The organism is Streptomyces sp. CB03238, from assembly GCF_002099185.1.
In the GTDB taxonomy this organism is placed as follows: domain Bacteria; phylum Actinomycetota; class Actinomycetes; order Streptomycetales; family Streptomycetaceae; genus Streptomyces.
In genome coordinates, this window is sequence record NZ_NBCN01000006.1 from 267,123 (window position 1) to 289,960 (window position 22,838).

Consider the following 22,838-nt stretch of genomic DNA (forward strand, 5'->3'; position numbering starts at 1 on the left):
CGCTGATATCGATCACGGCTCACGCTCCGGCGGCGACGAGGACAGCGGCGATCGCCAGGACGACGGAGCCGGCGAGCAGGGCGCTGAGGTAGGTCTGCACGTTTCCGGTCTGGGCGCGCCGCACGGCCCACCCGAGCAGGTTCGTGCCGCTGCCCGCTCCGCGTACGTAGGTCTCGACGACCTCGCGGTCGAGGAAGCTGACCAGTGAGGCCGCCGCCCGTACGGGGCGTACGAAGAGGGCGGAGTAGACGGCGTCCACGTGGAAGCCGGCGGCGGCATGGCGGTGCAGCGGGCCGAGCAGCAGGCGTCCGGGATCGGCGGGGTCAGGGGCCGCGGCGATATCGCCGTAGGCGGGGGTGTGCGTGGCGATCGCCTCGGCCTCGGAGACGGCGGGCTCGGCCTCGGGGTGGGCGGCGACCGCGCCGAGCGGCGTACGGTCCGCCAGGGCCGTGGTGTGCCGCCAGGCGCCGTACGTGACGAGCCCGCCGACGAGGGCGATGCCCGTGCCGAGCACGGCCGTGGTGACGGTCGGGGTCAGCGCGTGGCCGTCGAACCAGTCGCCGAGCACTCCGACGGTCAGGCCGAAGGCGAGGGAGGGGATCGCGAGCACCCACAGGACGGCGTTCATGGCGATCGGCTGCCTGCCGTGGCTGGGGGCTTCGGCGCCCCGGCCGCGGAAGGCCAGCAGCCACAGACGTGTCGCGTACGCGGCGGTGAGGAGGGCGGTGAGCAGACCGGACACGAGGACGATCCAGCCGGCCCCGGCCGGGGCGACCGTCCGGTCGCCGAGGGCGGTGTGCTCGGCGGCCACGAGGACGGCTTCCTTGGAGAAGAAGCCGGCGAACGGCGGGATCGCGGCGAGCGCGAGCAGGGCGACCGTCATCGTCCAGTACGCGTCGGGGATGCGCGCGGCCAGGCCCCGCATCCGGGACATGGCGGCCAGCGAGTTCGTACCGGCGGCGTGGATGATCACGCCGGCGGCGAGGAACAGCAGCGCCTTGAAGGCGCCGTGCGACAGGAGGTGGAAGACGGCCGCGCCCCGGTCACCGACGGCAAGGGCGCCCGACATGTAGCCGAGCTGGCCGATGGTCGAGTAGGCGAGCACCCGCTTGATGTCGTCCTGCGCGAGGGCGGCCAGTCCGGAGCCGACCATCGTGACCGCGGCCATCACGGCGAGCACGGTCATTGCGGCCGCCGAGGCGGCGAAGACGGGAAGGAGGCGGGCCACGAAGTAGACGCCGGCGGCGACCATCGTCGCGGCGTGGATCAGCGCGGAGACCGGCGTCGGGCCGGCCATGGCGTCCGGGAGCCAGGTGTGCAGCGGGAACTGCGCGGACTTGCCGGCCACGCCCGCGAGCAGGAGCAGCGCGATCAGGGTGGGGTGGTCGATGCCGCCGGCGGCGACGGCACCGAGGATCCCGGTGATCCGGAACGTGCCGGCGTCGGCGGCCAGCGCGAACAGACCGATCAGGAAGGGGACGTCGCCGAGCTTGGTGACAAGGAACGCCTTGAGGGAGGCGGCGCGCGCCTCGGGCGTCTCCCAGTAGTGGCCGACGAGGAAGTACGAGCAGATGCCCATGATCTCCCAGCCGACCAGGAGCACCATCAGGTCGCCGGAGTAGACGACGAGCAGCATCGCGGAGGTGAACAGGGAGACCAGCGCCGCGTACGAGGGGTAGCGCGGGTCGTCGCGGAGGTAGCCGGTCGAGTAGATCTGCACGCACGAGGCGACGACGCCCACCAGGACGGCGGTCAGGGCGGCGAAGCCGTCCAGGTGCAGGGCGAGGTCGATCGGCACCGAGCCGGTCGGGGTGAGCTGGGTCGCCGCGTCGATCGCCTTGCCGCCGCCCTGGCGTACGGCGACGAGCACGGCGAGCACGAGGGCGGCCAGCGTCGGAAGGACGGCCAGCGGGCGCACGAACCCGGGGGCGGTGCGGCCGAGGAGCAGTCCGGCGAGGGCGCCGAGGAACGGAAGGAGGGGGACGAGGACGGCGAGGGTCGTGGTGGTCACGCGGTGGCCTCAGCCTTCTCGTCGGGGCCCGCGGTCTCGTCGGTGCCTGCGGTTTCGTCGGCGGTCGCGGTCTCGGCGTTGTCGCGGAGCTTGTCGATGTCCGAGGTGCCGCGGTTGCGGTAGACCATCAGGACGATCGCCAGACCGATGCCGATCTCGGCGGCGGCGATGGCGATGGTGAAGAGGGTCAGCGCCTGGCCGGCGTGCAGGGCGTCGCGCAGCCACACGTCGAAGGCGACGAGGTTGAGGTTGACGGCGTTGAGCATCAGCTCGACGGACATCAGGACCAGGATCGCGTTGCGGCGGGCGAGCACCCCGTACAGGCCGGTGCAGAAGAGCAGGACGGCGAGGACCGCCGGATAGGCGAGGTGCATCAGTTGTTGCCCTCCCGCTCGCGGTCCCTGCGGGACAGGACGATCGCGCCGACGAGCGCGGCCAGGAGGAGGACGGAGAGCGCTTCGAAGGGCAGCACCCAGTGCCGGAAGAGGATCGAGCCCGACACCTTGGTGGAGCCCTGGGCCGGTCCGTCGAGGTCGATCCAGGTGGTGCGGAACGCGTCCACGACCACCCAGATGAGCGCGGCCGCGGCGGCGACCGCGACCGCGAGGGCGGCCGGGCGGTTGCCGGAGTCGGCGTCGGGTGAGCGGCCGATGGGTGCCTTGGTCAGCATCAGACCGAAGAGGAGGAGGACGACGACGGAACCGACGTAGATCAGGACCTGGACCCAGGCGATGAACTCCGCCGTGAGGAGGAGGTACTCGACGGCGATCCCGCCGAGCGCCACGACCAGCCACAGGGCGGCGTGCACCAGCTGCTTGGTGGTGACCGTGACGACGGCGGCGCCGAGGGTGACGATGCCGACGAGGAGGAAGGCGATCTCGACGCCGGTGGGAGACAGGAAGCCGTTGGTGGCGGCGAGCGTCACGCGGTTCCTCCCTCGGCCGGGCGCTGCGGCTGGTCGGCGTCGGCGGTGTGCGCCGCGTCCGCCGCGTCCACCTCGGCGGCCGGGGCGGCTTCGACGGCCGGGGCGGCTTGGGCGGCGGCGAGCTTCTCCGCGGCCTTGCGGGCGGCGGCGATCTCCTTGGGCTCCTCGGCACCGGGGTCGAGGGCGGGTGGTTCGGGGACGGTCCACATCCACTCGCGGAGCTTGTCCCGCTCGTGGGTGAGGTCGTGGATGTCCGTCTCCGCGTACTCGAACTCCGGGGACCAGAACAGCGCGTCGAAAGGGCACACCTCGATGCAGATACCGCAGTACATGCACAGGGCGAAGTCGATGGCGAACCGGTCCAGGACGTTGCGGCTGCGCTCGCGGCCACCGGGGGTCGCGGCGGGGATCGTCTCCTTGTGGGAGTCGATGTAGATGCACCAGTCGGGGCACTCGCGGGCGCAGAGCATGCAGACCGTGCAGTTCTCCTCGAACAGTCCGATCACGCCGCGCGTGCGGGGCGGGAGTTCGGGCTGGGCGTCGGGGTACTGCGCGGTGTGGCTCTTCTTCGTCATCGTGCGGAGGGTGACGGCCAAGCCCTTGGCGAGGCCGGATCCGGGGAATGAGCGGGGCCGCCCGGAGGGCGTCGTTGAGGGGTGGTGGTCGGGCGACGGGCGGGACATTACTGGTTCACCACCTTGACGATGCCGGTGAGGGCGATCTGGGCGAGGGCGAGCGGGACGAGGGTGGTCCAGGCGAGCTTCTGCAGCTGGTCCTCACGCAGCCGCGGGTAGCTCACGCGCAGCCAGATCACGATGAAGGCGAGCACGGCCGTCTTGAGCAGGGTCCACACCCAGCCGAGGCCCTCGGCCCCGAAGGGGCCGTGCCAGCCACCGAGGAACAGGACGGTGGTCAGACCGCACAGGACGACGATGCCGGCGTACTCGGCGAGCAGGAACAGCGCGAAGCGCAGCCCGGTGTACTCGGTGTACGCACCGAAGATGATCTCCGAGTCGGCGACCGGCATGTCGAACGGCGGGCGCTGGAGTTCGGCGAGGCCGGCGATGAAGAAGACGAGTGCGCCGACGATCTGCCAGGGCAGCCACCACCACTCGAAGGCGTTGACGATGCCGGGGAGGGAGACCGTCCCGGCCGCCATCGCGACGGACGCGGCGGCGAGCAGCATGGGGAGCTCGTACGCGAGGAGCTGAGCGGCGGTGCGCAAGCCCCCGAGGAGGGAGAACTTGTTGGCGGACGCCCAGCCGGCCATCAGCGAGCCGAGCACGCCGACGCCCATGACGGCGAGCACGAAGAAGATGCCCGCGTCGACGACCTCGCCGACGGCTCCTTCGCTCGGGCCGATCGGGATGGCGACCAGGACGAGGAGGTACGGGAGGAGGGCGACGGCGGGGGCGAGCTGGAAGATGCGGCGGTCGGCGTTGGCCGGGACCACGTCCTCCTTCTGCGCGAACTTCACGCCGTCGGCGACGAGCTGGGCCCAGCCGTGGAACCCACCGGCGTACATGGGGCCGAGGCGGCCCTGCATGTGCGCCATGACCTTGTGCTCGGTCTGGCCGATCACCAGGGGCAGGACCAGGAATACGGCGAAGACGACGAGCAGCCGGAAGGCGACGTCGAGTACGTCGTTCACGCGTCTCCTTCGTTGTTCGTTCGTCGTGGTTCGGTGCTGTCGGTCTCGGACGCGGCCTCCGGGGCGGGGGCCACCTCCGGGGCGGGGGCCGCCTCCGAGGCGGGGGCCACCTCCGGCTCGCGGGGTGCCTCCGGTGTCGGGGCGGAGGTGTCGTCGAAGGCGGGGCGCGGGTTGTTCCAGGGGGCGTCCGTGCTGCGGGTACGGGGCGGTGGCGTCGGGGACGTCTCCGTCGCGGGTTCCGTGCCGCGCTGACTCGCCGAGCCCGCGCTCGCGCTGCGCGTGCGGCGCGGCGGGGCCGCCTCCGTCGCGGCCGCCTCCGTCGCGGCGGCTTCCGTCGCGGCCGGTTCCGGTGCCGCCTGGCTGGCGGAGCCCTCGCCCGCCGTGCGCGTGCGGCGGACCGGGCGGTCACCGGCGGGACGCGCGGCGCGGGCGGGGCGGGCCGGAGCAGGGGGGAGCTGGCCCTTCAGGGGGCCCCAGTCGTTGGGGTCGGGGACGCCCGGCGGCAGCATCTGGCGCCGCTTGGGCCCGCCGTGTTCGGACTCGCCCGGCTCCTTGGCGCCCGGCCACGCCTTGGCCACGCGGGCGGCCAGGACGAAGTCCTTGCGCAGCGGGTTGCCCTCGAAGTTCTCGGGGAGCAGGAGGTGGACCAGGTTCGGGTGGTCCTCGAAGCGGATGCCGAACATCTCGTACGTCTCGCGCTCGTGCCAGCCGGCGCCCGCGTAGACGCCGATGGCGCTCGGCAGGGCGGGCGCGTCGTGCGGCACGGTCGTACGCAGCAGGAGCCGCCGCACCCGGCCGCCGTCCAGGGCGACGACATGGGCGCAGACCCGGAAGCCGGTGCCGGGCTCGTCGACCGCGCTCAGCCAGTCGAAGTACGTGCAGCCCAGCTCGTCCCGGGCGGTCTCCAGCGCGGTGATCCAGGAGGCGACGGGGACGTCGACCGTCAGCAGTTCGTACGCCTGCTCGGCCGTGGCGCCCTCGCCGAAGATCTCGGTGACGGATTCGGGGAGTCGGTCGTACGCGGTCACGCCGTACCTCCCGGAGGGGGCACCAGGCCGCTGCGCAGCTGGCCGACCGACGGCGAGCGCCCGTGGCCGTACCGCTCACCCAGCGACTCGCGGGCGATCTTCTCCTGGAGCTTGAGGATGCCCTGGAGCAGCGCCTCCGGCCGCGGCGGGCAGCCGGGTACGTACACGTCGACCGGGATGATCTGGTCGACGCCCTTGGTCACGGAGTACGAGTCCCAGTACGGGCCGCCGCAGTTGGAGCAGGCGCCGAAGGAGATGACGTACTTGGGCTCCGGCATCTGCTCGTACAGCCGCTTCACCGCGGGCGCCATCTTGTCCGTGACCGTGCCCGACACGACCATGAGGTCGGCCTGACGCGGTCCCGGCGCGAACGGGATCACGCCGAGCCGGATGAAGTCGTGCCGGGCCATCGACGCGGCGATGAACTCGATCGCGCAGCAGGCGAGCCCGAAGTTGAAGACCCACAGGCTGTAGCGGCGGCCCCAGTTCAGGACCACCTTCATCGGCTCGGGCGCGAGCCGGGCGAGGGCTCCGAGCCGCTTCGGCTCGGGAAGATCGACAGGGGTCACGTCCATGTCAGGACGCCCTTCTTGTACGCGTAGAGCAGTCCTACGGCCAGGAAGCCGAGGAAGATGAACATCTCGACCAGCGTCGTGGCGCCGTAACCAGGTGCGGCGAAGACGGTCGCCCAGGGGAAGAGGAAGATCGAGTCCACCGCGAAGATGACGTACAGAAAAGCGTAGACGTAGTAGCGGACCTGCGTGTGGGCCCAGCCCTCGCCCACCGGGTCGACGCCGCACTCGTACGTCAGCAGCTTCTCCGGCGTCGGCACGACGGGCCGCAGCAGCCGCCCGGCCGCGAAGGCCACCGCGACGAACAGCACGCCGATCAGGGCGAGCAGGCCGACGACCGAATAGCTCTGGAAATAGTCGACGGCGAGTACGGTCGGTACGGTGCGTACGGTCGGTTCCGGCACGTCCGTGTCCCTCGCTCCCTGCCCTCGCGGCGATACTTATGCGATCTGTACGCACGGGAGTCTAGGCCCTGGCAAAGCGCGGGTAATCAGCCGTGCCGCACTTCAGGTGGGGTTAGCCCTACTTCCCCTCCTCCCACGAGCCCCATGGCGTGCGCCTGCCGGGCCCGGCAGGCTGGTCCGCATGACCGCACGCATCGCATTCGACCGGCATGTATGGAAGGAAGTCGCCCACCTTCTGGCCAATCTTCCGATCGCCCTGATCGGTTTCGTCTACGTGGTGATCATGGTGTCCGTGGGCGCGGGGCTGTCGGTGACCGTCGTCGGTCTGCCGCTGCTCACGGCGGGTCTGGTCGGGGCGCGGTGGCTGGGCCGGACGGAGCGGGCGAGGGCGAGGGCGCTGCTCGGCATACGCATCGATGAGCCGAGCGCGCTGCCGCACAGGCCGGGCGGCGGTTTCTTCCCCTGGCTGTGGACGGTGCTGAAGGACCCGGTGGCGTGGCGGACGGTGTTGTACGGGTTCATACGGCTGCCGTGGGGGGTGCTGACGTTCGCCGTGGCCCTGGTGGGCCTGGTGGTGCTGTGGCCGGCGCTCCCGTACCTCGCCCGGGGGCTGGCCAACGCCGACCGGGCGATGGTGCGGGGTCTGCTGTCGCCGTCCGACGAACTGGAGCGGCGGATCGCGGAGCTGGAGTCGGACCGGGGCGTGGTCGTCGACACGGCCGCGGCGGACCTGCGCCGGATCGAACGGGACCTGCACGACGGCGCCCAGGCCCGGCTGGTCGCCCTCGCCATGGGGCTCGGTCTGGCGAAGGAGAAGTTGCTGGAGGACCCGGAGGCGGCCGCGGCCATGGTCGACGAGGCACACGGCGAGGTGAAGCTCGCCCTGCAGGAGCTACGGGACCTGGCGCGCGGCATCCACCCGGCCGTCCTGACCGACCGGGGACTGGACGCCGCCCTGTCCGCCGTCGCCTCCCGCTGCACCGTCCCGGTCACGGTGAGCGTCGACCTGGCGGAGCGGCCGGCCGAGGCAATAGAGGGGATCGCCTACTTCACGGTCTCGGAGCTGCTCCAGAACGTCTCGAAGCACTCGCGGGCGCGCACCGCCGCGGTGGATGTGTGGCGGTCGGACGACCGGTTGCTGATCCAGGTGACCGACGACGGGCGCGGGGGCGCCCGGCTCGACGGGGGCACGGGCATGGCGGGCCTGGCGGAGCGGCTGGGGGCGGTGGACGGCCTGTTCGTCCTGGAGTCGCCGGCCGGCGGGCCGACGACGGTCACCGCCGAGCTGCCCTGGCGCCGCCGGGCCGCAGCGCACCCCCGCCAGGTAGGGATAACCCCCGGTTGAAGACGGATACGGGCCTCATGGTGCGCGGCCGCCCGGGCCAGCAGTCTTGAGGCAGCGCGCACGCAGTGACCACGCGGCCGGCGCGTAGACGGCACGCGGCGACGACGAGAAATGGACGGACGACCGATGGCCCTGGCTTATGGACCGGAGACCCGGCACCACCGCCTTCCCGCGGCGCTGCGGGCACCCTTCGAGGCCCGCACGTGGCGCGAGTTCGGCTACCTGCTGATCGGCCTTCCGCTGAGCGTCTTCTACTTCGCCTTGTCCATAGCCGTGGTGTCGCTCGGCGCCGGTCTGGTCGTCACCTTCCTCGGCATTCCGGTGCTCGCCGCCGCCCTCGCCATGTGCCGCGGTTTCGGCATGGTGGAGCGGGCGCGGGCGCGCGGCCTGCTGGGGGTGGAGATCGCCGATCCCACGCCGGTGCGGAGCCGGTCCGGGGGCGGGCTGATGGGCTGGGTGGGCGGCGTCCTGAAGAGCGGCGAGTCCTGGCGGCACTTCCTCTACTCGGTGCTGCACATGCCGTGGGCCGTCTTCGCCTTCACCGTCGCGGTGGTCTTCTGGACCTACGGCTGGGGCCTGCTGACCTATCCGCTGTGGCGGTGGGTGTTCCCGGTGTACGCGGGGGCGGACGGTCTTCAGCTGTACGGGGACCGGACGCACGACTTCTACCTGGACTCGCCCGTGGAGATCGCCGTCACCAGCCTGTTCGGCCTGTTCTTCGTGCTCGTCACGCCGTGGGTCGTCCGGGCTCTGGCGGCAGTGGACCGGCTGCTGGTGACCGGCCTGCTGAGCCCGTCCCGGCTGGCGACCCGGGTGTCGGAGCTGGAGTCGGACCGCGGCGTGGTCGTCGACACGGCCGCGGCGGACCTGCGCCGGATCGAACGGGACCTGCACGACGGCGCCCAGGCCCGGCTGGTCGCCCTCGCCATGGACCTGGGACTGGCGAAGGAGAAGATGACCGAGGACCCGCGGGCCGCGGCGCGCATGGTCGACGAGGCGCACGGCGAGGTGAAGACCGCGCTGCAGGAGCTGCGGGACCTGGCGCGCGGCATCCACCCGGCCGTCCTGACCGACCGGGGACTGGACGCCGCCCTGTCCGCCGTCGCCTCCCGCTGCACCGTCCCTGTCGAGGTGGATGTGGACCTGCCCACGCGGCCCGCCCCGGCGATAGAGGGCATCGCCTACTTCACCGTCTCGGAGCTGCTCCAGAACGTCTCCAAGCACTCCCGAGCGAGCCGTGCCACGGTCGACGTATGGCGAGTGGAGGACAGGCTGATGCTCCAGGTGACGGACAACGGTCGCGGCGGGGCCGACATATCGGCCGGCAGCGGCCTGGCGGGGCTGACCGAGCGGCTGGACGCGGTGGACGGCATCCTCGCCGTGCATTCGCCGGCCGGTGGCCCGACGACGATCACCGCCGAGCTGCCCTGGCGGGGCTGACCCCGCGTTCCTCCGGCAGTTCCTGCCGCACCTCCCCCACCCGTCCGGCCCGATCGGCCGCGGCGGTCCCTCGTCCGCGAGTTGTCCACAGACCAGCCCGAGCGGATCCGGATGCTGGGATGCTGGACGCAGACGCGGGAATCGCGTGGTGCTCATCGATTCATGGGGGATGCGGGCTCGTGGTGAACGACAGGGTGCGAGTGGTCATCGCGGAGGATTCCGTACTCCTTCGGGAGGGCCTGACCCGGCTGCTGACCGACCGGGGGCACGACGTCGTCGCCGGCGTCGGGGACGGTGAGGCGCTGGTCAAGACGGTGGGCGAGCTGGCGGACGAGGGGCAGCTGCCCGATGTGGTGGTCGCGGACGTACGGATGCCGCCGACCCACACCGACGAGGGCGTGCGGGCAGCGGTCCAGCTGCGCAAGCGGCACCCCGGCCTCGGGGTGCTGGTGCTGTCGCAGTACGTGGAGGAGCGGTATGCCACCGAGCTGCTGGCCGGCAACAGCCGTGGGGTGGGATACCTGCTGAAGGACCGGGTCGCCGAGGTCCGGGAGTTCGTGGAGGCGGTTGTGGGGGTCTCCCGGGGCGGCACCGCGCTGGACCCGGAGGTCGTGGCCCAGTTGCTGGGCCGCAGCCGCAAGCAGGACGTGCTGGCGGGGCTGACGCCGCGCGAGCGGGAGGTCCTAGGTCTGATGGCCGAGGGCAGGACCAATTCGGCGATCGCGCGCCGGCTGATGGTGAGCGAAGGTGCGGTGGAGAAGCACGTCAGCAACATCTTCCTGAAGCTCGGACTGTCGCCGAGCGACGGGGATCATCGACGGGTACTCGCCGTGCTGACCTACCTGAACAGCTGACGTGCGGGGCCCTCGGGGCCGGCACGGCCCACCGCGGGACCTGCTGCACGGCCTAGAACCAAAGGATGAGTCGGGAGCGTCGTTACCGGAGTACATGGGGGGAGACAAAGCATGATGAGTCCGGGCGTACGGACGTCTCAGAAGGGCGTCCACATGGTGAGCGGTCCAGGGAAGGCGACCCTTACGGACGTAGGGTGGGCCTTGAGGCGGCCGGTGGGCCGGCTGTCTCCCGAGCGTTCCCCCGCCGACGGCGGGGAGGCCCCTTGTCTCGAGGGAGGTCCAGTTCAGTGACCAGCCAGGTCAGTAGCCCAGCCGATCAGGCCGACGGGTCCGATGAGACCAACAAGGCCGGCGAGGCTGTCGTCGGGGAGCAGCGTGGCGGCCCCGGACAGCGTGGTGTGGAGAAGGAAGTACGCCGCCTGGACCGTGTGATCATCCGTTTCGCGGGTGACTCGGGCGACGGTATGCAGCTGACGGGTGACCGTTTCACGTCGGAGACGGCGTCGTTCGGGAACGACCTGTCGACCCTGCCGAACTTCCCGGCCGAGATCCGGGCCCCCGCCGGCACCCTGCCGGGTGTCTCGTCGTTCCAGCTGCACTTCGCCGACCACGACATCCTCACGCCGGGCGACGCGCCCAACGTGCTGGTCGCGATGAACCCCGCCGCGCTGAAGGCCAACATCGGTGATGTGCCGCGCGGCAGCGAGGTCATCGTCAACACCGACGAGTTCGCCAAGCGGGCCATGGCGAAGGTCGGCTACGAGACCTCGCCCCTGGAGGACGGCTCGCTGGACGGGTACCGGGTCCACCCGGTACCGCTGACGACGCTGACGATCGAGGCGCTCAAGGACTTCGGCCTGTCCCGCAAGGAGGCCGAGCGTTCCAAGAACATGTTCGCGCTCGGGCTGCTGAGCTGGATGTACCACCGGCCCACCGAGGGCACGGAGACGTTCCTGCGGCAGAAGTTCGCCAAGAAGCCGCAGATCGCCGAGGCGAATGTGGCCGCGTTCCGCGCGGGCTGGAACTTCGGCGAGACCACCGAGGACTTCGCCGTCTCCTACGAGGTCGCCCCGGCCACGAAGGCGTTCCCGGCCGGCACCTACCGCAACATCTCCGGGAACCTCGCCCTGTCCTACGGTCTGATCGCCGCGTCCCGGCAGGCGGACCTGCCGCTGTATCTGGGCTCGTACCCGATCACCCCGGCGTCCGACATCCTGCACGAGCTGTCCAAGCACAAGAACTTCGGCGTGCGGACGTTCCAGGCGGAGGACGAGATCGCCGGTATCGGTGCCGCGCTGGGCGCCGCCTTCGGCGGGTCCCTGGCCGTCACCACCACCTCCGGACCGGGTGTGGCGCTCAAGTCCGAGACGATCGGGCTCGCGGTCTCGCTGGAGCTGCCGCTGCTGATCGTCGACATCCAGCGCGGCGGCCCGTCGACCGGCCTACCGACCAAGACCGAGCAGGCGGACCTCCTCCAGGCGATGTACGGGCGCAATGGCGAGGCCCCGGTGCCCGTGGTGGCGCCGAGGACGCCGGCGGACTGCTTCGACGCGGCGCTGGAGGCGGCGCGTATCGCGCTCACCTACCGCACCCCGGTCTTCCTGCTCTCCGACGGCTACCTGGCCAACGGCTCCGAGCCGTGGCGCATCCCGGATCTGGACGAGCTGCCCGACCTGGGGGTGCGGTTCGCCACCGGGCCGAACCACACCCTGGACGACGGCACCGAGGTCTTCTGGCCGTACAAGCGCGACCCCAGGACCCTGGCTCGCCCATGGGCCCTGCCCGGCACGCCGGGGCTCGAGCACCGCATCGGCGGCATCGAGAAGCAGGACGGCACGGGCAACATCTCCTACGACCCGGCCAACCACGACTTCATGGTCCGCACCCGCCAGGCCAAGGTCGACGGCATCGACGTCCCCGACCTCGAGGTCGACGACCCGAGCGCCGCCGCCCGCACCCTGGTGCTGGGCTGGGGCTCGACGTACGGGCCGATCACGGCGGCCGTGCGGCGGCTGCGCACGGCAGGCGAGTCCATCGCCCAGGCCCATCTGCGCCACCTCAATCCCTTCCCCAGGAACCTCGGGGATGTGCTGAAGCGGTACGACAAGGTCGTCGTGCCGGAGATGAACCTGGGCCAGCTCGCCACTCTCATCCGGGCGAAATATCTGGTGGACGCGCACAGCTACAACCAGGTGAACGGCATGCCGTTCAAGGCCGAGCAGCTCGCAGAGGCTCTCAAGGAGGCCATCCATGAATGAGGCGCTGAAGCTGGTGCCCAAGGCCGAGGCCAAGCAGTCCATGAAGGACTTCAAGTCCGACCAGGAAGTGCGCTGGTGCCCCGGTTGCGGTGACTATGCGATCCTCGCCGCCGTGCAGGGGTTCATGCCCGAGCTTGGCCTGGCGAAGGAGAACATCGTCTTCGTCTCCGGTATCGGCTGCTCCTCCCGTTTCCCGTACTACATGAACACCTACGGGATGCATTCGATCCACGGCCGCGCCCCCGCGATCGCGACCGGCCTGGCCTCCTCCCGCACGGACCTGTCCGTCTGGGTCGTCACCGGTGACGGCGACGCGCTGTCCATCGGCGGCAACCACCTGATCCACGCCCTGCGGCGCAACGTCAACCTCAAGATCCTGCTGTTCAACAACCGGATCTACGGTCTGACCAAGGGGCAGTACTCGCCGACCTCCGAGGTCGGCAAGATCACCAAGTCGACGCCGATGGGCTCGCTCGACGCGCCGTTCAACCCGGTCTCTCTCGCCATCGGCGCGGAGGCGTCCTTCGTAGCGCGGACCGTCGACTCCGACCGCAAGCACCTCACCGAGGTACTGCGGCAGGCGGCCGACCACCCCGGCACGGCACTGGTGGAGATCTACCAGAACTGCAACATCTTCAACGACGGAGCCTTCGACGTACTGAAGGACAAGGAGAAGGCGCAAGAGGCGGTGATCCGCCTGGAGCACGGGCAGCCGATCCGCTTCGGCCCGGACGGCGGCAAGGGTGTCGTCAGGGATGCGGCCACCGGCGACCTGAAGGTCGTCACGGTCACGCCCGAGAACGAAAGCCAGGTCATCGTCCACGACGCGCACAGCGCGAGCCCCACCACGGCGTTCGCCCTGTCCCGGCTCGCCGACCCGGACACGCTGCACCACACGCCCATCGGTGTTTTCCGGGCCGTCGAACGACCCGTCTACGACACGCAGATGGCCGACCAGCTCGACACGGCGGTAGAGCAGTACGGCAAGGGTGACCTCGCCGCCCTGCTGGCGGGCAACGACACCTGGACGGTCATCGGCTGACGTCCACCACGCCGCCGGCCGGCAACCGAAGGCCCGGGTCTCCCTGACATCAGGAGGCCCGGGCCTCGTGCTGCCGGCCCTCGGCTCCGGCGCCGCTCGCCGACACGGTGGCCGAGGCGCTCCACCGGCTGTGACGTATGCGTCATGACCGTATGGCAGTACGGACATGACATGCCGCCTCGTCCGGCGCTACCTTCGTCCGCAGGGCATGTGCAGAACAGGGCAGGGCGGCGGAAGGGCGGCGGCCAGTGGCGGCGAAGAGCGGCGGCGAGCAGCGGGCAGGACTCCTGTGCGGCATGGGCGCCTACGGCATGTGGGGGCTCGTGCCTCTCTTCTGGCCGCTGCTGAAGCCGGCCGGGGCCGTCGAGATCCTGGCCCACCGCATGGTGTGGTCCCTGGCCGTCGTCGGTGTCGCGCTCCTCGTGCTGCGCCGCTGGGGCTGGATACGTGAGCTGCTGGGGCAGCCGCGCAAGCTCGGCCTGATCACGGTCGCCGCCGCCGTGATCACGATCAACTGGGGCCTGTACATCTGGGCCGTGAACTCCGGCCAGGTGGTGGAAGCCTCCCTCGGCTACTTCATCAACCCGCTGGTCACCATCGCCATGGGCGTCCTGCTGCTGAAGGAGCGGCTGCGCCCCGCGCAGTGGGCGGCGGTCGGCACCGGCTTCGCGGCGGTGGTGGTCCTGGCCGTGGGGTACGGGCGGCCGCCGTGGATCTCCCTGACCCTCGCCTTCTCCTTCGCCATCTACGGCCTGGTCAAGAAGAAGGTCAACATCGGAGGCCTGGAGTCGCTGGCGGCGGAGACGGCCGTCCAGTTCCTGCCGGCGCTCGCGTTCCTGCTGTGGCTGGGCTCCCAGGGCTCGGGCCACTTCGGAACGGAGGGTGCGGGCCACGCTGCGCTGCTCGCCGCGACCGGCGTGGTCACCGCCGTGCCGCTGGTCTGCTTCGGCGCGGCGGCGATCCGGGTGCCGCTGTCCACGCTGGGGCTGCTGCAGTACCTGGCGCCGGTGTTCCAGTTCCTGCTCGGTGTCGTCTACTTCCACGAGGCGATGCCGCCCGAGCGGTGGGCGGGCTTCTCGCTGGTCTGGCTGGCCCTGACGGTCCTGACCTGGGACGCGCTGCGGACGTCGCGGCGTACGAGGGCGAAGGCGGCGGCACTGCGCCTGGCGGCGGAGGCGGCCGGGGCGACGGGAACGGCCGGGGCGGCGGAACCCGCCGGGGCGGCCGGTGGTGTCGCGCGGCCGGTGGACCAGCCCCTGGACCAGCCGCGCGCGGACGCGCCCAGGGTCTAGGCCCGCGGCGCGTCGGGCACCAGCGCCTCGACCACCCGGCGCATGACGCCCTGCCAGTGCGTACGGCGCTGCTCGCGTTCCTCCGCGCTCGCGAGGCGTTCCTGGTGGAAGTGGAGGACGGCCTTTCCGGGGCCGGCCGCCGAAACGGCGACCTGGACCGTCGTACCGCCGTGGGTGAGGCGCACGCGGTCGCCGGGCCGGTAGCCGCGCACCTCGCCCGTGACGCCGTCGACCGTCTCGTACGCCGCGCCCTTCTCCGTCGGGAGCCCGCCCTTCACGCCGCCGAGCCAGAGCGCGACACCTTCCGGGCTCGCGATGAAGTCCCAGACGGTGTCGGCCGGCAGCGGCAGGGTCTTCGAGACGCCGATCTCCCAGCCCGCGTCGCGGGTCAGTCCCGTCGGTCCTGTGGACATCACGTTTCTCCTTCGCTCTGGGTACGGGCGCGGTGGGTGCGGACCTTGTGGCGGTTGCCGCACCGTTCCATCGCGCACCAGCGGCGCCGACCGGGGCGGGAGGTGTCGACGAAGAGCAGGGCGCAGTTGTGGGCGCCGCACTCGCGGATCCGGCCGGCCGCCGCGTAGGGGCCGGTGAACAGGTCGATCGCGTCCCGGGCGATCGTCGACAGCAGCCCGGCCACGCTCGCGCCGGACGCCCACTCGCGCCGCCCGGCCGCCGTCATGCGCACGGCCAGCGGCGGTCCGGCCGCCGCCGCGTTCACCACGGCCAGATCGGCGGCCGCGAGGGCGCGGTCGTGCGCCCGGGCGGCGGTGAGCCCGTGCAGGGCGTCACGCACCTCCCGTACCGCGGCGAGGTCCGCCTCGCCGACGGGCGGCAGCCTGAGGCCGGGCGGCGCGAGGCGGCTGGCCGCCACCCAGTCGAGGAGCCCGGCGGGCGTGTCCAGCACCTCGAACCGGGCGAGCGGGCCGGGACCGCCGGTGAGCAGCAGCTCCAGGCACAGCGCCCCCGGATCGAAGCGGAACGATCCGCCATCCGGCGGGTGCAGGGTCAACCCTGTTGCGGAATCACGCACGTAACCAATATAAGGGGTTACATGACACCGCTCCACTGGAAGCTCGTGATCGACGCGAACGACCCGCACCCCCAGGCCGACTTCTGGGCCGATGCCCTGGGCTACGTGGTCGAGGACAACAGCGCCCACATCGACCGGCTGATGGCACTCGGGTACGTGACGGACGCGATGACCGTCGACGCGCACGGCCGACGCGCGTTCCGGGATCTGATCGCCGTCCGGCATCCGGACGACCCGTACGACGAGGAGACCGGCACCGGACTCGGCAGGCGGCTGCTCTTCCAGCGCGTACCGGAGCCGAAGACCGTGAAGAACCGCCTCCACCTCGACCTGCACCCCGGACCCGGCCGGCGGGAGGCGGAGGTGGCACGGCTGGAGGCGCTGGGCGCGACGGTGCTGCGCCAGGTCAAGGAGCCGGGCGGTGAATGGACGCTCATGGCGGACCCGGAGGGCAACGAGTTCTGCGTGCAGTAAACGTGTAGCCCTACGGCTCGTCGTCCTCGTCCCAGCGGAAGCCGCTCAGGCCGACGTCCTCGGCCTCGTCGTCGGGGTGCGTCGGCCGGACCCTCCGCGTCCAGTACGTGAGGGCGCAGATCACCAACGCGCACAGACACAGCATCACGAAGGCGAAGTTCACCGCGATGTGCGCGAAGTACACCAGCAGCCCGTCGAGCACGAGGAACGGGTCGAGGTTCACGGCCGCTCACCATCGCCCGGACCCCTGCGGGGCCGGCGCGTCCGGCGCGAGCCGAGGAAGACTACGAAGGCCAGGACGGCGAACAGCACGAGCATCGCCACCAGCACGTCGACGGTGCCCCACGCCTCGAAGCGCTCCCAGACGCCGGGCACTTCCTGGGGGCCGTGCACGTGCTGCCGCATACGGGCCAGCATGCCCGCCACGGGACCCGGCGGGAACGGCCGTGGCCGAACGGCCGCGTGGCGGTGCTCATTCCGCGATGTCCGTTCCGTGACCACTCCGCACGCAGAACGATCCGATATGCGAACGGTCGTGACCGGATTCATCCCTTGACGGTGAGTCAGACTCGCGTTGAACATTCAGCACGCACATCGCACCAGTAGCTCCAACGCCCCGCGCCGACAACGGCCCGGGGCGTCTCGCACGTTCCGTCCCATCCCCGTACGGAATCCCCGGAGCCCCCACATGAACCTCTCCAGACGCACCGCCGCAGCCGCCGCGGCTCTGACCCTCGCCGCCCTCCTCGCAACCACCGCCCCAGCCGCCACCGCGACGCCCACCGCAGCGCCCACCGCCGCCCCCGACATACCCGTCGCCAACGTCAAGGCGCACCTCACCCAGCTCCAGTCCATAGCCGGCGCCAACGGGGGCAACCGCGCCCACGGCCGCCCCGGCTACAAGGCGTCGGCCGACTACGTGAAGGCCAAGCTGGACGCGGCCGGATTCACCACCACCCTCCAGCAGTTCACGTACAACGGCAGCACCGGCTACAACCTGATCGCCGACTGGCCCGGCGGCGACACCAGCCAGGTCCTCATGGCCGGCGCGCACCTCGACTCGGTCTCCTCCGGTGCCGGCATCAACGACAACGGCTCCGGCTCCGCCGCCGTCCTGGAGACCGCGCTCGCCGTCTCCCGTGCCCAGCTCAAGCCCGCCAAGCACCTCCGCTTCGCGTGGTGGGGCGCCGAGGAGCTCGGCCTGGTCGGCTCCAAGTACTACGTCAACAACCTGCCGACGACCGAGCGTTCCAAGGTCAAGGGCTACCTCAACTTCGACATGATCGGCTCGCCGAACCCCGGCTACTTCGTCTACGACGACGACCCGACCATCGAGAAGACCTTCAAGGACTACTTCGCCGGCCTCGGCGTCCCGACCGAGATCGAGACCGAGGGCGACGGCCGCTCCGACCACGCCTCGTTCAAGAACGCCGGCATCCCGGTCGGCGGCCTGTTCACCGGCGCGAGCCGTACGAAGACCAGCGCCCAGGCGCAGAAGTGGGGCGGTACGGCCGGCCAGGCCTTCGACCGCTGCTACCACTCCTCGTGCGACACCACGTCCAACATCAACGACACCGCGCTCGACCGGAACAGTGACGCGGTCGCGCACGCCATCTGGGCGCTGTCCGCCGGTACGACGGAGCCGCCGACGGGCGACACGTACGAGAACACCGCCGACGTCGCCATCCCCGACAACGGCGCCGCCGTGACGTCGACGGTCACCGTCTCCGGCCGTACCGGCAACGCCCCGGCCGCGCTGAAGGTGGGCGTCGACATCGTCCACACGTGGCGCGGCGACCTGGTCGTCGACCTGCTCGCGCCGGACGGCACGGCGTACCGGCTCAAGAACTCCAGCGGCAACGACTCGGCCGACAACGTCCAGACCACCTACACGGTCGACGCGTCGGGCGAGGCGGCGAACGGCGCGTGGAAGCTGCGCGTCCAGGACGTGGCGGCCCAGGACACGGGCTACATCAACGCCTTCCGCCTCACGTTCTGAAGCAGATGGCGATGCCCTTCCCCGGAGGTCTCCTCCGGGGAAGGGCACCCCCGACCGCTACTTCTTGCCGTTGGCCGCGTCGACCAGGGTCTCGGGGGTCACCGCGCCCACGTAGACCTTGCCGTCGTCGGTCAGCAGGGCGTTGACCAGACGCGTCTTGAAGACGGTGCCGGAGCCGAACTTCCCGGTCACCTTGTCGCCGAGGGCGTCCAGGAACTGCTGCGCCTCCGGCGGGGCGTCGGACGGGAGGTCGGACGGTACGCCGCCGGCCGGACCGGTGAGCTGGGCGACCGACGTCCAGCCCTCGCCGATGACGTTCAGGCCCTCAAAACCCTGGGGGCCTTCCGGCGCGGCCGAACCGCCATGCTCAGGAGCCTCCGCCGGCTCCTCCGTCACCTTCACGCCCTTCGGCGGCGCGAAGTCGAACGTCGACGCGGCCGGCTTGGCGAAGTCCACCTTCGTGAACCCGGCGTCGATCACCGCCTTGCCGCCCCCGCTCGGCGTGAGCGTGAACTTCAGCGGTACGCCGTTGTCCGCGTCCACCGCGACCTTGATCGACCCGATCGTCGAGCCGCTCTGCTTCGGCTTGATCACCAGCTGGTACGCGTCGCGCCCGGCGATCCGCGCCGTACCCTCGACCGTCACCGACGTCGTGCCGTCGACGGCCTTCAGCGCCTGGTCCGCGAGGTCCTTCGGCGTGGCCGGAAGCTCGGGCTCCGGGGCGGTCCCGCTGCCCGCGCCGCCCTCGGTGGAGTGGACCGCCTCCTTCGACGCGCCGTCGTACGCCCATACGTCGTTCCCGTCGCGTATCAGGCTGTATTCGGCGGAGGCGTCGTCCACGATGGTCAGCCGCTGCTTGTCGGGGCCGTCCGCCGCCACCCGCAGGGTGTGTGTGCCGGACGCCAGCTCCATCAGCTTGCCGGCCTCGGCGCCTTCCGCGCCACCCAGCCCCGCCAGGGACGGCAGGCCGAGGTCGGTCGTCACCTTCACCGTGCCGGACAGGTGCTGTACGTCCGACGCGGCGATCTTCTCCACCAGTTGCTGTGCTGTGATCTCCGGCAGTTCGGGGTCCCCGGATGCCGCGAGCGCCGGGACGAGCCCGATCGTCGCCGCCGCCACCCCCGCCACCGCGACCGGGACCGCGTACCGTGCCGTCCTCCGGCGCCCGGCGCTGTCGTTCGGTGCCATGTGTGCCTACCTCCGTGGTCAGCGAGCCGTCTGCCTCAACGTCTGGCATCCATCTGACCAAGGCGGCACCCCCCGGGGCGTCAGCCCGCGGGCCCAACTTCCCTACTGCTACGGGATGACACGAACCCCGACACCCCTACCCCGGGACGCCTAACCCGCGCGGTGCACCACCAGGTCGCACAGCTCCTCCAGCGCGGCCTTCGCGTAGCAGTCCGGCAGCGGTGCCAGCGTCGCCCGCGCCTCCTCGGCGTACCGCACGGTGTCCCGCCGTGCCTGCTCCAGCGCCGGGTGGACGCGCAGCCGCCGCAGCGCGTCCGCGTGCCGCACGTCGTCCGTCAGGTCGCTGTCCAGCAGCTCGACCAGCGCCAGGTCCTCCGCGGCACCGCCCGAAGCCGCCCGCGCGCGCAGGTGCAGCACCGGCAGCGTGGGGATGCCCTCCCGCAGGTCGGTGCCCGGTGTCTTGCCCGACTCGTGGGAGTCGGAGGCGATGTCCAGGACGTCGTCGGCGAGCTGGAAGGCGACGCCGAGCCGCTCGCCGTACTGGGTGAGGATGTCCACCGTCCGCTCGTCGGCGCCCGACATCATCGCGCCGAAGCGCCCCGAGACGGCGATCAGCGAGCCGGTCTTGCCGGCGATGACGTCCAGGTAGTGCTCGACCGGGTCCCGCCCGTCGCGCGGGCCGGCCGTCTCCAGGATCTGCCCGGTGACCAGGCGTTCGAAGGCCTCCGCCTGGATGCGGACGGCCTCCGGGCCGAGGTCCGCCAGGATGTGCGAGGCGCGCGCGAAGAGAAAGTCACCCGTCAGGACCGCCACCGAGTTGCCCCAGCGGGCGTTGGCGCTGTCCACCCCCCGGCGTACGTCGGCCTCGTCCATGACGTCGTCGTGGTAGAGCGTCGCCAGGTGGGTCAGCTCGACGACGACGGCCGAGGGCACGACACCGGGCGCGTGGGGGTCGCCGAACTGGGCGGCGAGCATCACCAGCAGCGGACGGAAACGCTTGCCGCCGGCCCGTACCAGGTGCTGCGCCGCCTCCGTGATGAACGGCACGTCACTCTTGGTGGCATCGAGGAGCCCTGCCTCGACGGCCGCCAATCCGGCCTGGACATCGGCCTCAAGAGCCTGGTCCCGCACGCTCAGCCCGAACGGCCCGACTGCGGTCACGAGGGGGTCTCCTGTCTGCTGACGATCACACGGATTGTCGATGTGTCGCTGGATTCACTCAAGTCAGCGTATCCGGTCCCCTTTCGATCACCGTGGGCGCCTTCCACCCTCCCCCGGTATGTTCAAGAACAGCTTATATGGCCACGAATTACCTATTTACGACGAGACGGGCCCCGAGGTCCCCCATGAAGATCCGCACCTCCTTCCCGTACGAGACGGACCATGAAGACGTCCGCATCCCCCTCGCGGACGGCACGAAGCTCTACGCCCGCGTCTGGCGCCCCCTCACGGACATCCCCGTCCCGGCCCTCCTCGAATACTCACCCCACCGGCTGACCGACTGGACCGCGCCCCGCGACTGGCAGCGCCACCCCTGGTACGCGGGCCACGGCTACGCCTCGGTACGGGTGGACGTGCGCGGCCACGGCAACAGCGAGGGGCTGCCGGGCGACCCGTACGCGCAGGCCGAGCCCGCCGACGGCGCCGAGGTGATCGACTGGCTCGCCGGCCGGCCGTGGTGCGACGGCCGCGTCGGGATGTTCGGGCTCGGCCGGGACGGCTCCACCGCGCTCCGGATCGCCGCCCTCGCCCCCGAGCCGCTCAAGGCGGTCGTCGCCGTCTGCTCCACCGACGACCGGTACGACGGCGACGCCCACTACCTGGGCGGCTCGGTCCTCGCCACCGGTATGCACTCCCGGGCGGCCACCATGCTCGCCTTCGCCGCGCGCCCGCCGGATCCTCTGTACGTCGGTGACGCCTGGCGCGACATGTGGCTGACGCGCCTGGAGGGGGTGGAGCCGCTCGTCCACACCTGGCTCGCCCACCAGACCCGCGACGACTACTGGCGCCGGGGCGGCGTCCGGGAGGACTACGGCGCCATCCGGGCGGCCGTCCTCGCCGTGGGCGGTCGGCACGACCCGTACCGCGACACCGTCCTCCGGCTGGTCGAGCACCTGCCGGGCGACCGGGTCCGGGGCATCATCGGGCCCTGGTCGCACCAGTACCCGGACCGGGGGCTGCCCGGCCCGGCGATCGGCTTCCTCCAGGAGACGCTGCGCTGGTGGGACCACCACCTCAAGGGCGAGCCCACCGGCATCATGTCCGAGCCGCTGCTGCGCTCCTGGATCAGCGCGTCCCACCCGCCCGCCGCCGGCCACCCGGAGTTCCCCGGCCGCTGGGTCGGCGACGGGACCTGGCCCTCCGCGAACGTCACGCCGGTCACGTACGCCCTCCAGGGCCCGCCCGTCCTCGTCCGCTCCCCGCAGCACACGGGCCTGGACGCCGGCCGCCTGGTCCCGTCCGGCGACGACGCCGGCCTGCCGCCCGACCAGCGCGCCGAGGACGCCCACTCGGCGTGCTTCGACTTCCCCGTCCCGCCGGACGGCGCCCCCGTCGAGATCCTCGGCCGCCCCCGCGTCACCCTCGCGCTGCGCACCGACGCCCCCGCCGGCCAGGTCGTCGCCCGCCTCTGCGACGTCGCCCCGGACGGCGCGTCCACCCTGGTCACGCGCGGCGCGCTCACCCTCTCCGGCAAGGAGCACGTCTTCGAACTGAACGGCGCCGGCCACACCTTCCCGCCCGGCCACCGCGTCCGGCTCGCGGTCTCCTCCGCGTACTGGCCCTGGATCTGGCCCCGCCCGCACGCCGCCGGCTTCACGCTCGACCCCGACGGCAGCGCGCTCCTGCTCCCCATCCGGAGCCGCACCGCCGACACCGTCACCTTCGAGGACCCCGAGCAGTCCGAGCCCCTCGGCGTCACCGTCCCCACCACCCTCGACGACACCGACACCCGGCGCCCCGAGCGCCTGATCGTCCGCGATGTCGCCCAGGGCGAATGGCGCCTGGAAACGACCCCCCGCCCCGCCGGCACGCGCCACTACCCGGACGGCCTGGAACTCACCGAGGAGTCCCTGGAGACGTACACCGTCCAGGAGAGCGACCCCCTCTCCCCCCGCACCCGCTCGGTCTGGAAGATCCGCCTGCATCGCCCCGACCTGCCCTGGAACGTCACCATCGACACCCGCTCCGAGATCGCCTGCGACGCCACGCACTTCCTCACCTCCGACGAGGTGATCTGCACGGCAGGCTCCGAGGTCCTCTTCCACCGCACCTGGGAGAAGCGCATTGCCCGTACGGCAGGCTGATCTAACGTGTCCCCCACACA

At 71.5% G+C, this 22,838-nt stretch carries 23 protein-coding genes; 9 read left to right on the top strand and 14 right to left on the bottom strand.

Annotated elements, in window-relative coordinates:
* Nucleotides 1-19 precede the first annotated feature (19 nt).
* From BKD26_RS12605 to BKD26_RS12640, 8 genes are all read right to left on the bottom strand, one after another.
* Nucleotides 20-2,011, bottom strand: a complete 1,992-nt coding sequence (locus BKD26_RS12605; protein WP_084897908.1) for an NADH-quinone oxidoreductase subunit L — start codon at nucleotides 2,009-2,011, stop codon at nucleotides 20-22.
* Entirely contained in the window at nucleotides 2,008-2,385 is a 378-nt protein-coding gene (gene nuoK / locus BKD26_RS12610; RefSeq protein ID WP_084897909.1) for an NADH-quinone oxidoreductase subunit NuoK, read from the bottom strand. Before nuoK ends, BKD26_RS12605 begins: the two co-directional genes overlap by 4 nt.
* Nucleotides 2,385-2,936 carry an NADH-quinone oxidoreductase subunit J gene (locus BKD26_RS12615; protein WP_084897910.1) on the bottom strand — a complete coding sequence of 184 codons (552 nt, stop codon included), beginning with the start codon at nucleotides 2,934-2,936 and terminating at the stop codon, nucleotides 2,385-2,387. Before BKD26_RS12615 ends, nuoK begins: the two co-directional genes overlap by 1 nt.
* Nucleotides 2,933-3,511 carry a 4Fe-4S binding protein gene (locus BKD26_RS12620; protein WP_084898015.1) on the bottom strand — a complete coding sequence of 193 codons (579 nt, stop codon included), beginning with the start codon at nucleotides 3,509-3,511 and terminating at the stop codon, nucleotides 2,933-2,935. The genes BKD26_RS12615 and BKD26_RS12620 overlap by 4 nt, the downstream gene beginning before the upstream one ends.
* Before the next feature lie 107 nt (nucleotides 3,512-3,618).
* The gene (locus BKD26_RS12625) at nucleotides 3,619-4,587 is read right to left on the bottom strand and encodes a complex I subunit 1 family protein (protein ID WP_084897911.1); all 969 of its coding nucleotides are present in this window, start codon (nucleotides 4,585-4,587) and stop codon (nucleotides 3,619-3,621) included.
* A complete protein-coding gene (locus tag BKD26_RS12630) occupies nucleotides 4,584-5,615 on the bottom strand; it encodes an NADH-quinone oxidoreductase subunit C (RefSeq protein ID WP_084897912.1) in 1,032 nt (343 codons plus the stop codon). Before BKD26_RS12630 ends, BKD26_RS12625 begins: the two co-directional genes overlap by 4 nt.
* On the bottom strand, nucleotides 5,612-6,190 hold the full coding sequence (locus tag BKD26_RS12635; protein ID WP_084897913.1) for an NADH-quinone oxidoreductase subunit B: 579 nt from the start codon (nucleotides 6,188-6,190) through the stop codon (nucleotides 5,612-5,614). The genes BKD26_RS12630 and BKD26_RS12635 overlap by 4 nt, the downstream gene beginning before the upstream one ends.
* Nucleotides 6,181-6,591: an NADH-quinone oxidoreductase subunit A gene (locus tag BKD26_RS12640; RefSeq protein WP_073753384.1), complete on the bottom strand. Its 411-nt coding sequence runs from the start codon at nucleotides 6,589-6,591 to the stop codon at nucleotides 6,181-6,183. The genes BKD26_RS12635 and BKD26_RS12640 overlap by 10 nt, the downstream gene beginning before the upstream one ends.
* Before the next feature lie 181 nt (nucleotides 6,592-6,772).
* Here BKD26_RS12640 and BKD26_RS12645 point away from each other — a divergent pair, with 181 nt between their 5' ends.
* From BKD26_RS12645 to rarD, 6 genes are all read left to right on the top strand, one after another.
* Entirely contained in the window at nucleotides 6,773-7,936 is a 1,164-nt protein-coding gene (locus BKD26_RS12645) for a sensor domain-containing protein (protein ID WP_084897914.1), read from the top strand.
* A gap of 126 nt (nucleotides 7,937-8,062) precedes the next feature.
* Nucleotides 8,063-9,376, top strand: coding sequence for a sensor histidine kinase (locus BKD26_RS12650; protein WP_084897915.1), 1,314 nt, complete (start codon nucleotides 8,063-8,065; stop codon nucleotides 9,374-9,376).
* 194 nt (nucleotides 9,377-9,570) lie between these two features.
* Nucleotides 9,571-10,230 (top strand): response regulator transcription factor, encoded by a 660-nt coding sequence (locus tag BKD26_RS12655; protein WP_277622380.1) that lies wholly within the window; start codon nucleotides 9,571-9,573, stop codon nucleotides 10,228-10,230.
* A gap of 287 nt (nucleotides 10,231-10,517) precedes the next feature.
* Nucleotides 10,518-12,488 (top strand): 2-oxoacid:acceptor oxidoreductase subunit alpha, encoded by a 1,971-nt coding sequence (locus tag BKD26_RS12660; protein WP_084897916.1) that lies wholly within the window; start codon nucleotides 10,518-10,520, stop codon nucleotides 12,486-12,488.
* Nucleotides 12,481-13,530, top strand: coding sequence for a 2-oxoacid:ferredoxin oxidoreductase subunit beta (locus BKD26_RS12665; RefSeq protein WP_084897917.1), 1,050 nt, complete (start codon nucleotides 12,481-12,483; stop codon nucleotides 13,528-13,530). The genes BKD26_RS12660 and BKD26_RS12665 overlap by 8 nt, the downstream gene beginning before the upstream one ends.
* A gap of 296 nt (nucleotides 13,531-13,826) precedes the next feature.
* Nucleotides 13,827-14,822: an EamA family transporter RarD gene (gene rarD / locus BKD26_RS12670; protein ID WP_084897918.1), complete on the top strand. Its 996-nt coding sequence runs from the start codon at nucleotides 13,827-13,829 to the stop codon at nucleotides 14,820-14,822.
* On the opposite strand, the gene BKD26_RS12675 is transcribed toward rarD, so the two are convergent.
* Together BKD26_RS12675 and BKD26_RS12680 are read right to left on the bottom strand one after the other, a co-directional pair.
* A complete protein-coding gene (locus tag BKD26_RS12675) occupies nucleotides 14,819-15,235 on the bottom strand; it encodes an activator of HSP90 ATPase 1 family protein (protein ID WP_084897919.1) in 417 nt (138 codons plus the stop codon). The genes rarD and BKD26_RS12675 overlap by 4 nt on opposite strands.
* Nucleotides 15,235-15,852 carry a CGNR zinc finger domain-containing protein gene (locus BKD26_RS12680; protein ID WP_084897920.1) on the bottom strand — a complete coding sequence of 206 codons (618 nt, stop codon included), beginning with the start codon at nucleotides 15,850-15,852 and terminating at the stop codon, nucleotides 15,235-15,237. Before BKD26_RS12680 ends, BKD26_RS12675 begins: the two co-directional genes overlap by 1 nt.
* 21 nt (nucleotides 15,853-15,873) lie before the next feature.
* Between BKD26_RS12680 and BKD26_RS12685 the strand changes: the two genes are divergently transcribed.
* Nucleotides 15,874-16,326 carry a VOC family protein gene (locus tag BKD26_RS12685; protein WP_084897921.1) on the top strand — a complete coding sequence of 151 codons (453 nt, stop codon included), beginning with the start codon at nucleotides 15,874-15,876 and terminating at the stop codon, nucleotides 16,324-16,326.
* Between the two features lie 10 nt (nucleotides 16,327-16,336).
* Here BKD26_RS12685 and BKD26_RS12690 read toward each other — a convergent pair whose 3' ends face one another.
* Together BKD26_RS12690 and BKD26_RS12695 are read right to left on the bottom strand one after the other, a co-directional pair.
* Complete coding sequence (locus BKD26_RS12690) at nucleotides 16,337-16,549, bottom strand: hypothetical protein (protein ID WP_084897922.1); 213 nt, start codon at nucleotides 16,547-16,549, stop codon at nucleotides 16,337-16,339.
* Complete coding sequence (locus tag BKD26_RS12695) at nucleotides 16,546-16,731, bottom strand: hypothetical protein (RefSeq protein WP_143662642.1); 186 nt, start codon at nucleotides 16,729-16,731, stop codon at nucleotides 16,546-16,548. Before BKD26_RS12695 ends, BKD26_RS12690 begins: the two co-directional genes overlap by 4 nt.
* Before the next feature lie 283 nt (nucleotides 16,732-17,014).
* Here BKD26_RS12695 and BKD26_RS12700 point away from each other — a divergent pair, with 283 nt between their 5' ends.
* Nucleotides 17,015-18,325 (top strand): M28 family metallopeptidase, encoded by a 1,311-nt coding sequence (locus BKD26_RS12700; RefSeq protein ID WP_084897924.1) that lies wholly within the window; start codon nucleotides 17,015-17,017, stop codon nucleotides 18,323-18,325.
* Nucleotides 18,326-18,382: 57 nt separating this feature from the next.
* Here the strand turns inward: BKD26_RS12700 and BKD26_RS12705 are convergent, their stop codons facing one another.
* Complete coding sequence (locus tag BKD26_RS12705) at nucleotides 18,383-19,513, bottom strand: outer membrane lipoprotein carrier protein LolA (protein ID WP_084897925.1); 1,131 nt, start codon at nucleotides 19,511-19,513, stop codon at nucleotides 18,383-18,385.
* A 150-nt stretch (nucleotides 19,514-19,663) separates the two neighbouring features.
* Entirely contained in the window at nucleotides 19,664-20,674 is a 1,011-nt protein-coding gene (locus BKD26_RS12710; protein ID WP_084897926.1) for a polyprenyl synthetase family protein, read from the bottom strand.
* 185 nt (nucleotides 20,675-20,859) lie between these two features.
* Here BKD26_RS12710 and BKD26_RS12715 point away from each other — a divergent pair, with 185 nt between their 5' ends.
* Nucleotides 20,860-22,818 carry a CocE/NonD family hydrolase gene (locus BKD26_RS12715; protein ID WP_084897927.1) on the top strand — a complete coding sequence of 653 codons (1,959 nt, stop codon included), beginning with the start codon at nucleotides 20,860-20,862 and terminating at the stop codon, nucleotides 22,816-22,818.
* The last annotated feature ends 20 nt before the right edge of the window (nucleotides 22,819-22,838 follow it).

Coding starts and splice junctions, on each gene's coding strand:
- BKD26_RS12645 (WP_084897914.1), top strand. CDS start 6,773: ATGACCGCACGCATCGCATTCGACCGGCATGTATGGAAGGAAGTCGCC.
- BKD26_RS12675 (WP_084897919.1), bottom strand. CDS start 15,235: ATGTCCACAGGACCGACGGGACTGACCCGCGACGCGGGCTGGGAGATC.
- BKD26_RS12715 (WP_084897927.1), top strand. CDS start 20,860: ATGAAGATCCGCACCTCCTTCCCGTACGAGACGGACCATGAAGACGTC.
- BKD26_RS12705 (WP_084897925.1), bottom strand. CDS start 19,513: ATGGCACCGAACGACAGCGCCGGGCGCCGGAGGACGGCACGGTACGCG.
- BKD26_RS12695 (WP_143662642.1), bottom strand. CDS start 16,731: ATGCGGCAGCACGTGCACGGCCCCCAGGAAGTGCCCGGCGTCTGGGAG.
- BKD26_RS12685 (WP_084897921.1), top strand. CDS start 15,874: ATGACACCGCTCCACTGGAAGCTCGTGATCGACGCGAACGACCCGCAC.
- BKD26_RS12620 (WP_084898015.1), bottom strand. CDS start 3,511: ATGACGAAGAAGAGCCACACCGCGCAGTACCCCGACGCCCAGCCCGAA.
- rarD (WP_084897918.1), top strand. CDS start 13,827: ATGGGCGCCTACGGCATGTGGGGGCTCGTGCCTCTCTTCTGGCCGCTG.
- BKD26_RS12635 (WP_084897913.1), bottom strand. CDS start 6,190: ATGGACGTGACCCCTGTCGATCTTCCCGAGCCGAAGCGGCTCGGAGCC.
- BKD26_RS12650 (WP_084897915.1), top strand. CDS start 8,063: ATGGCCCTGGCTTATGGACCGGAGACCCGGCACCACCGCCTTCCCGCG.
- BKD26_RS12665 (WP_084897917.1), top strand. CDS start 12,481: ATGAATGAGGCGCTGAAGCTGGTGCCCAAGGCCGAGGCCAAGCAGTCC.
- nuoK (WP_084897909.1), bottom strand. CDS start 2,385: ATGCACCTCGCCTATCCGGCGGTCCTCGCCGTCCTGCTCTTCTGCACC.
- BKD26_RS12700 (WP_084897924.1), top strand. CDS start 17,015: ATGAACCTCTCCAGACGCACCGCCGCAGCCGCCGCGGCTCTGACCCTC.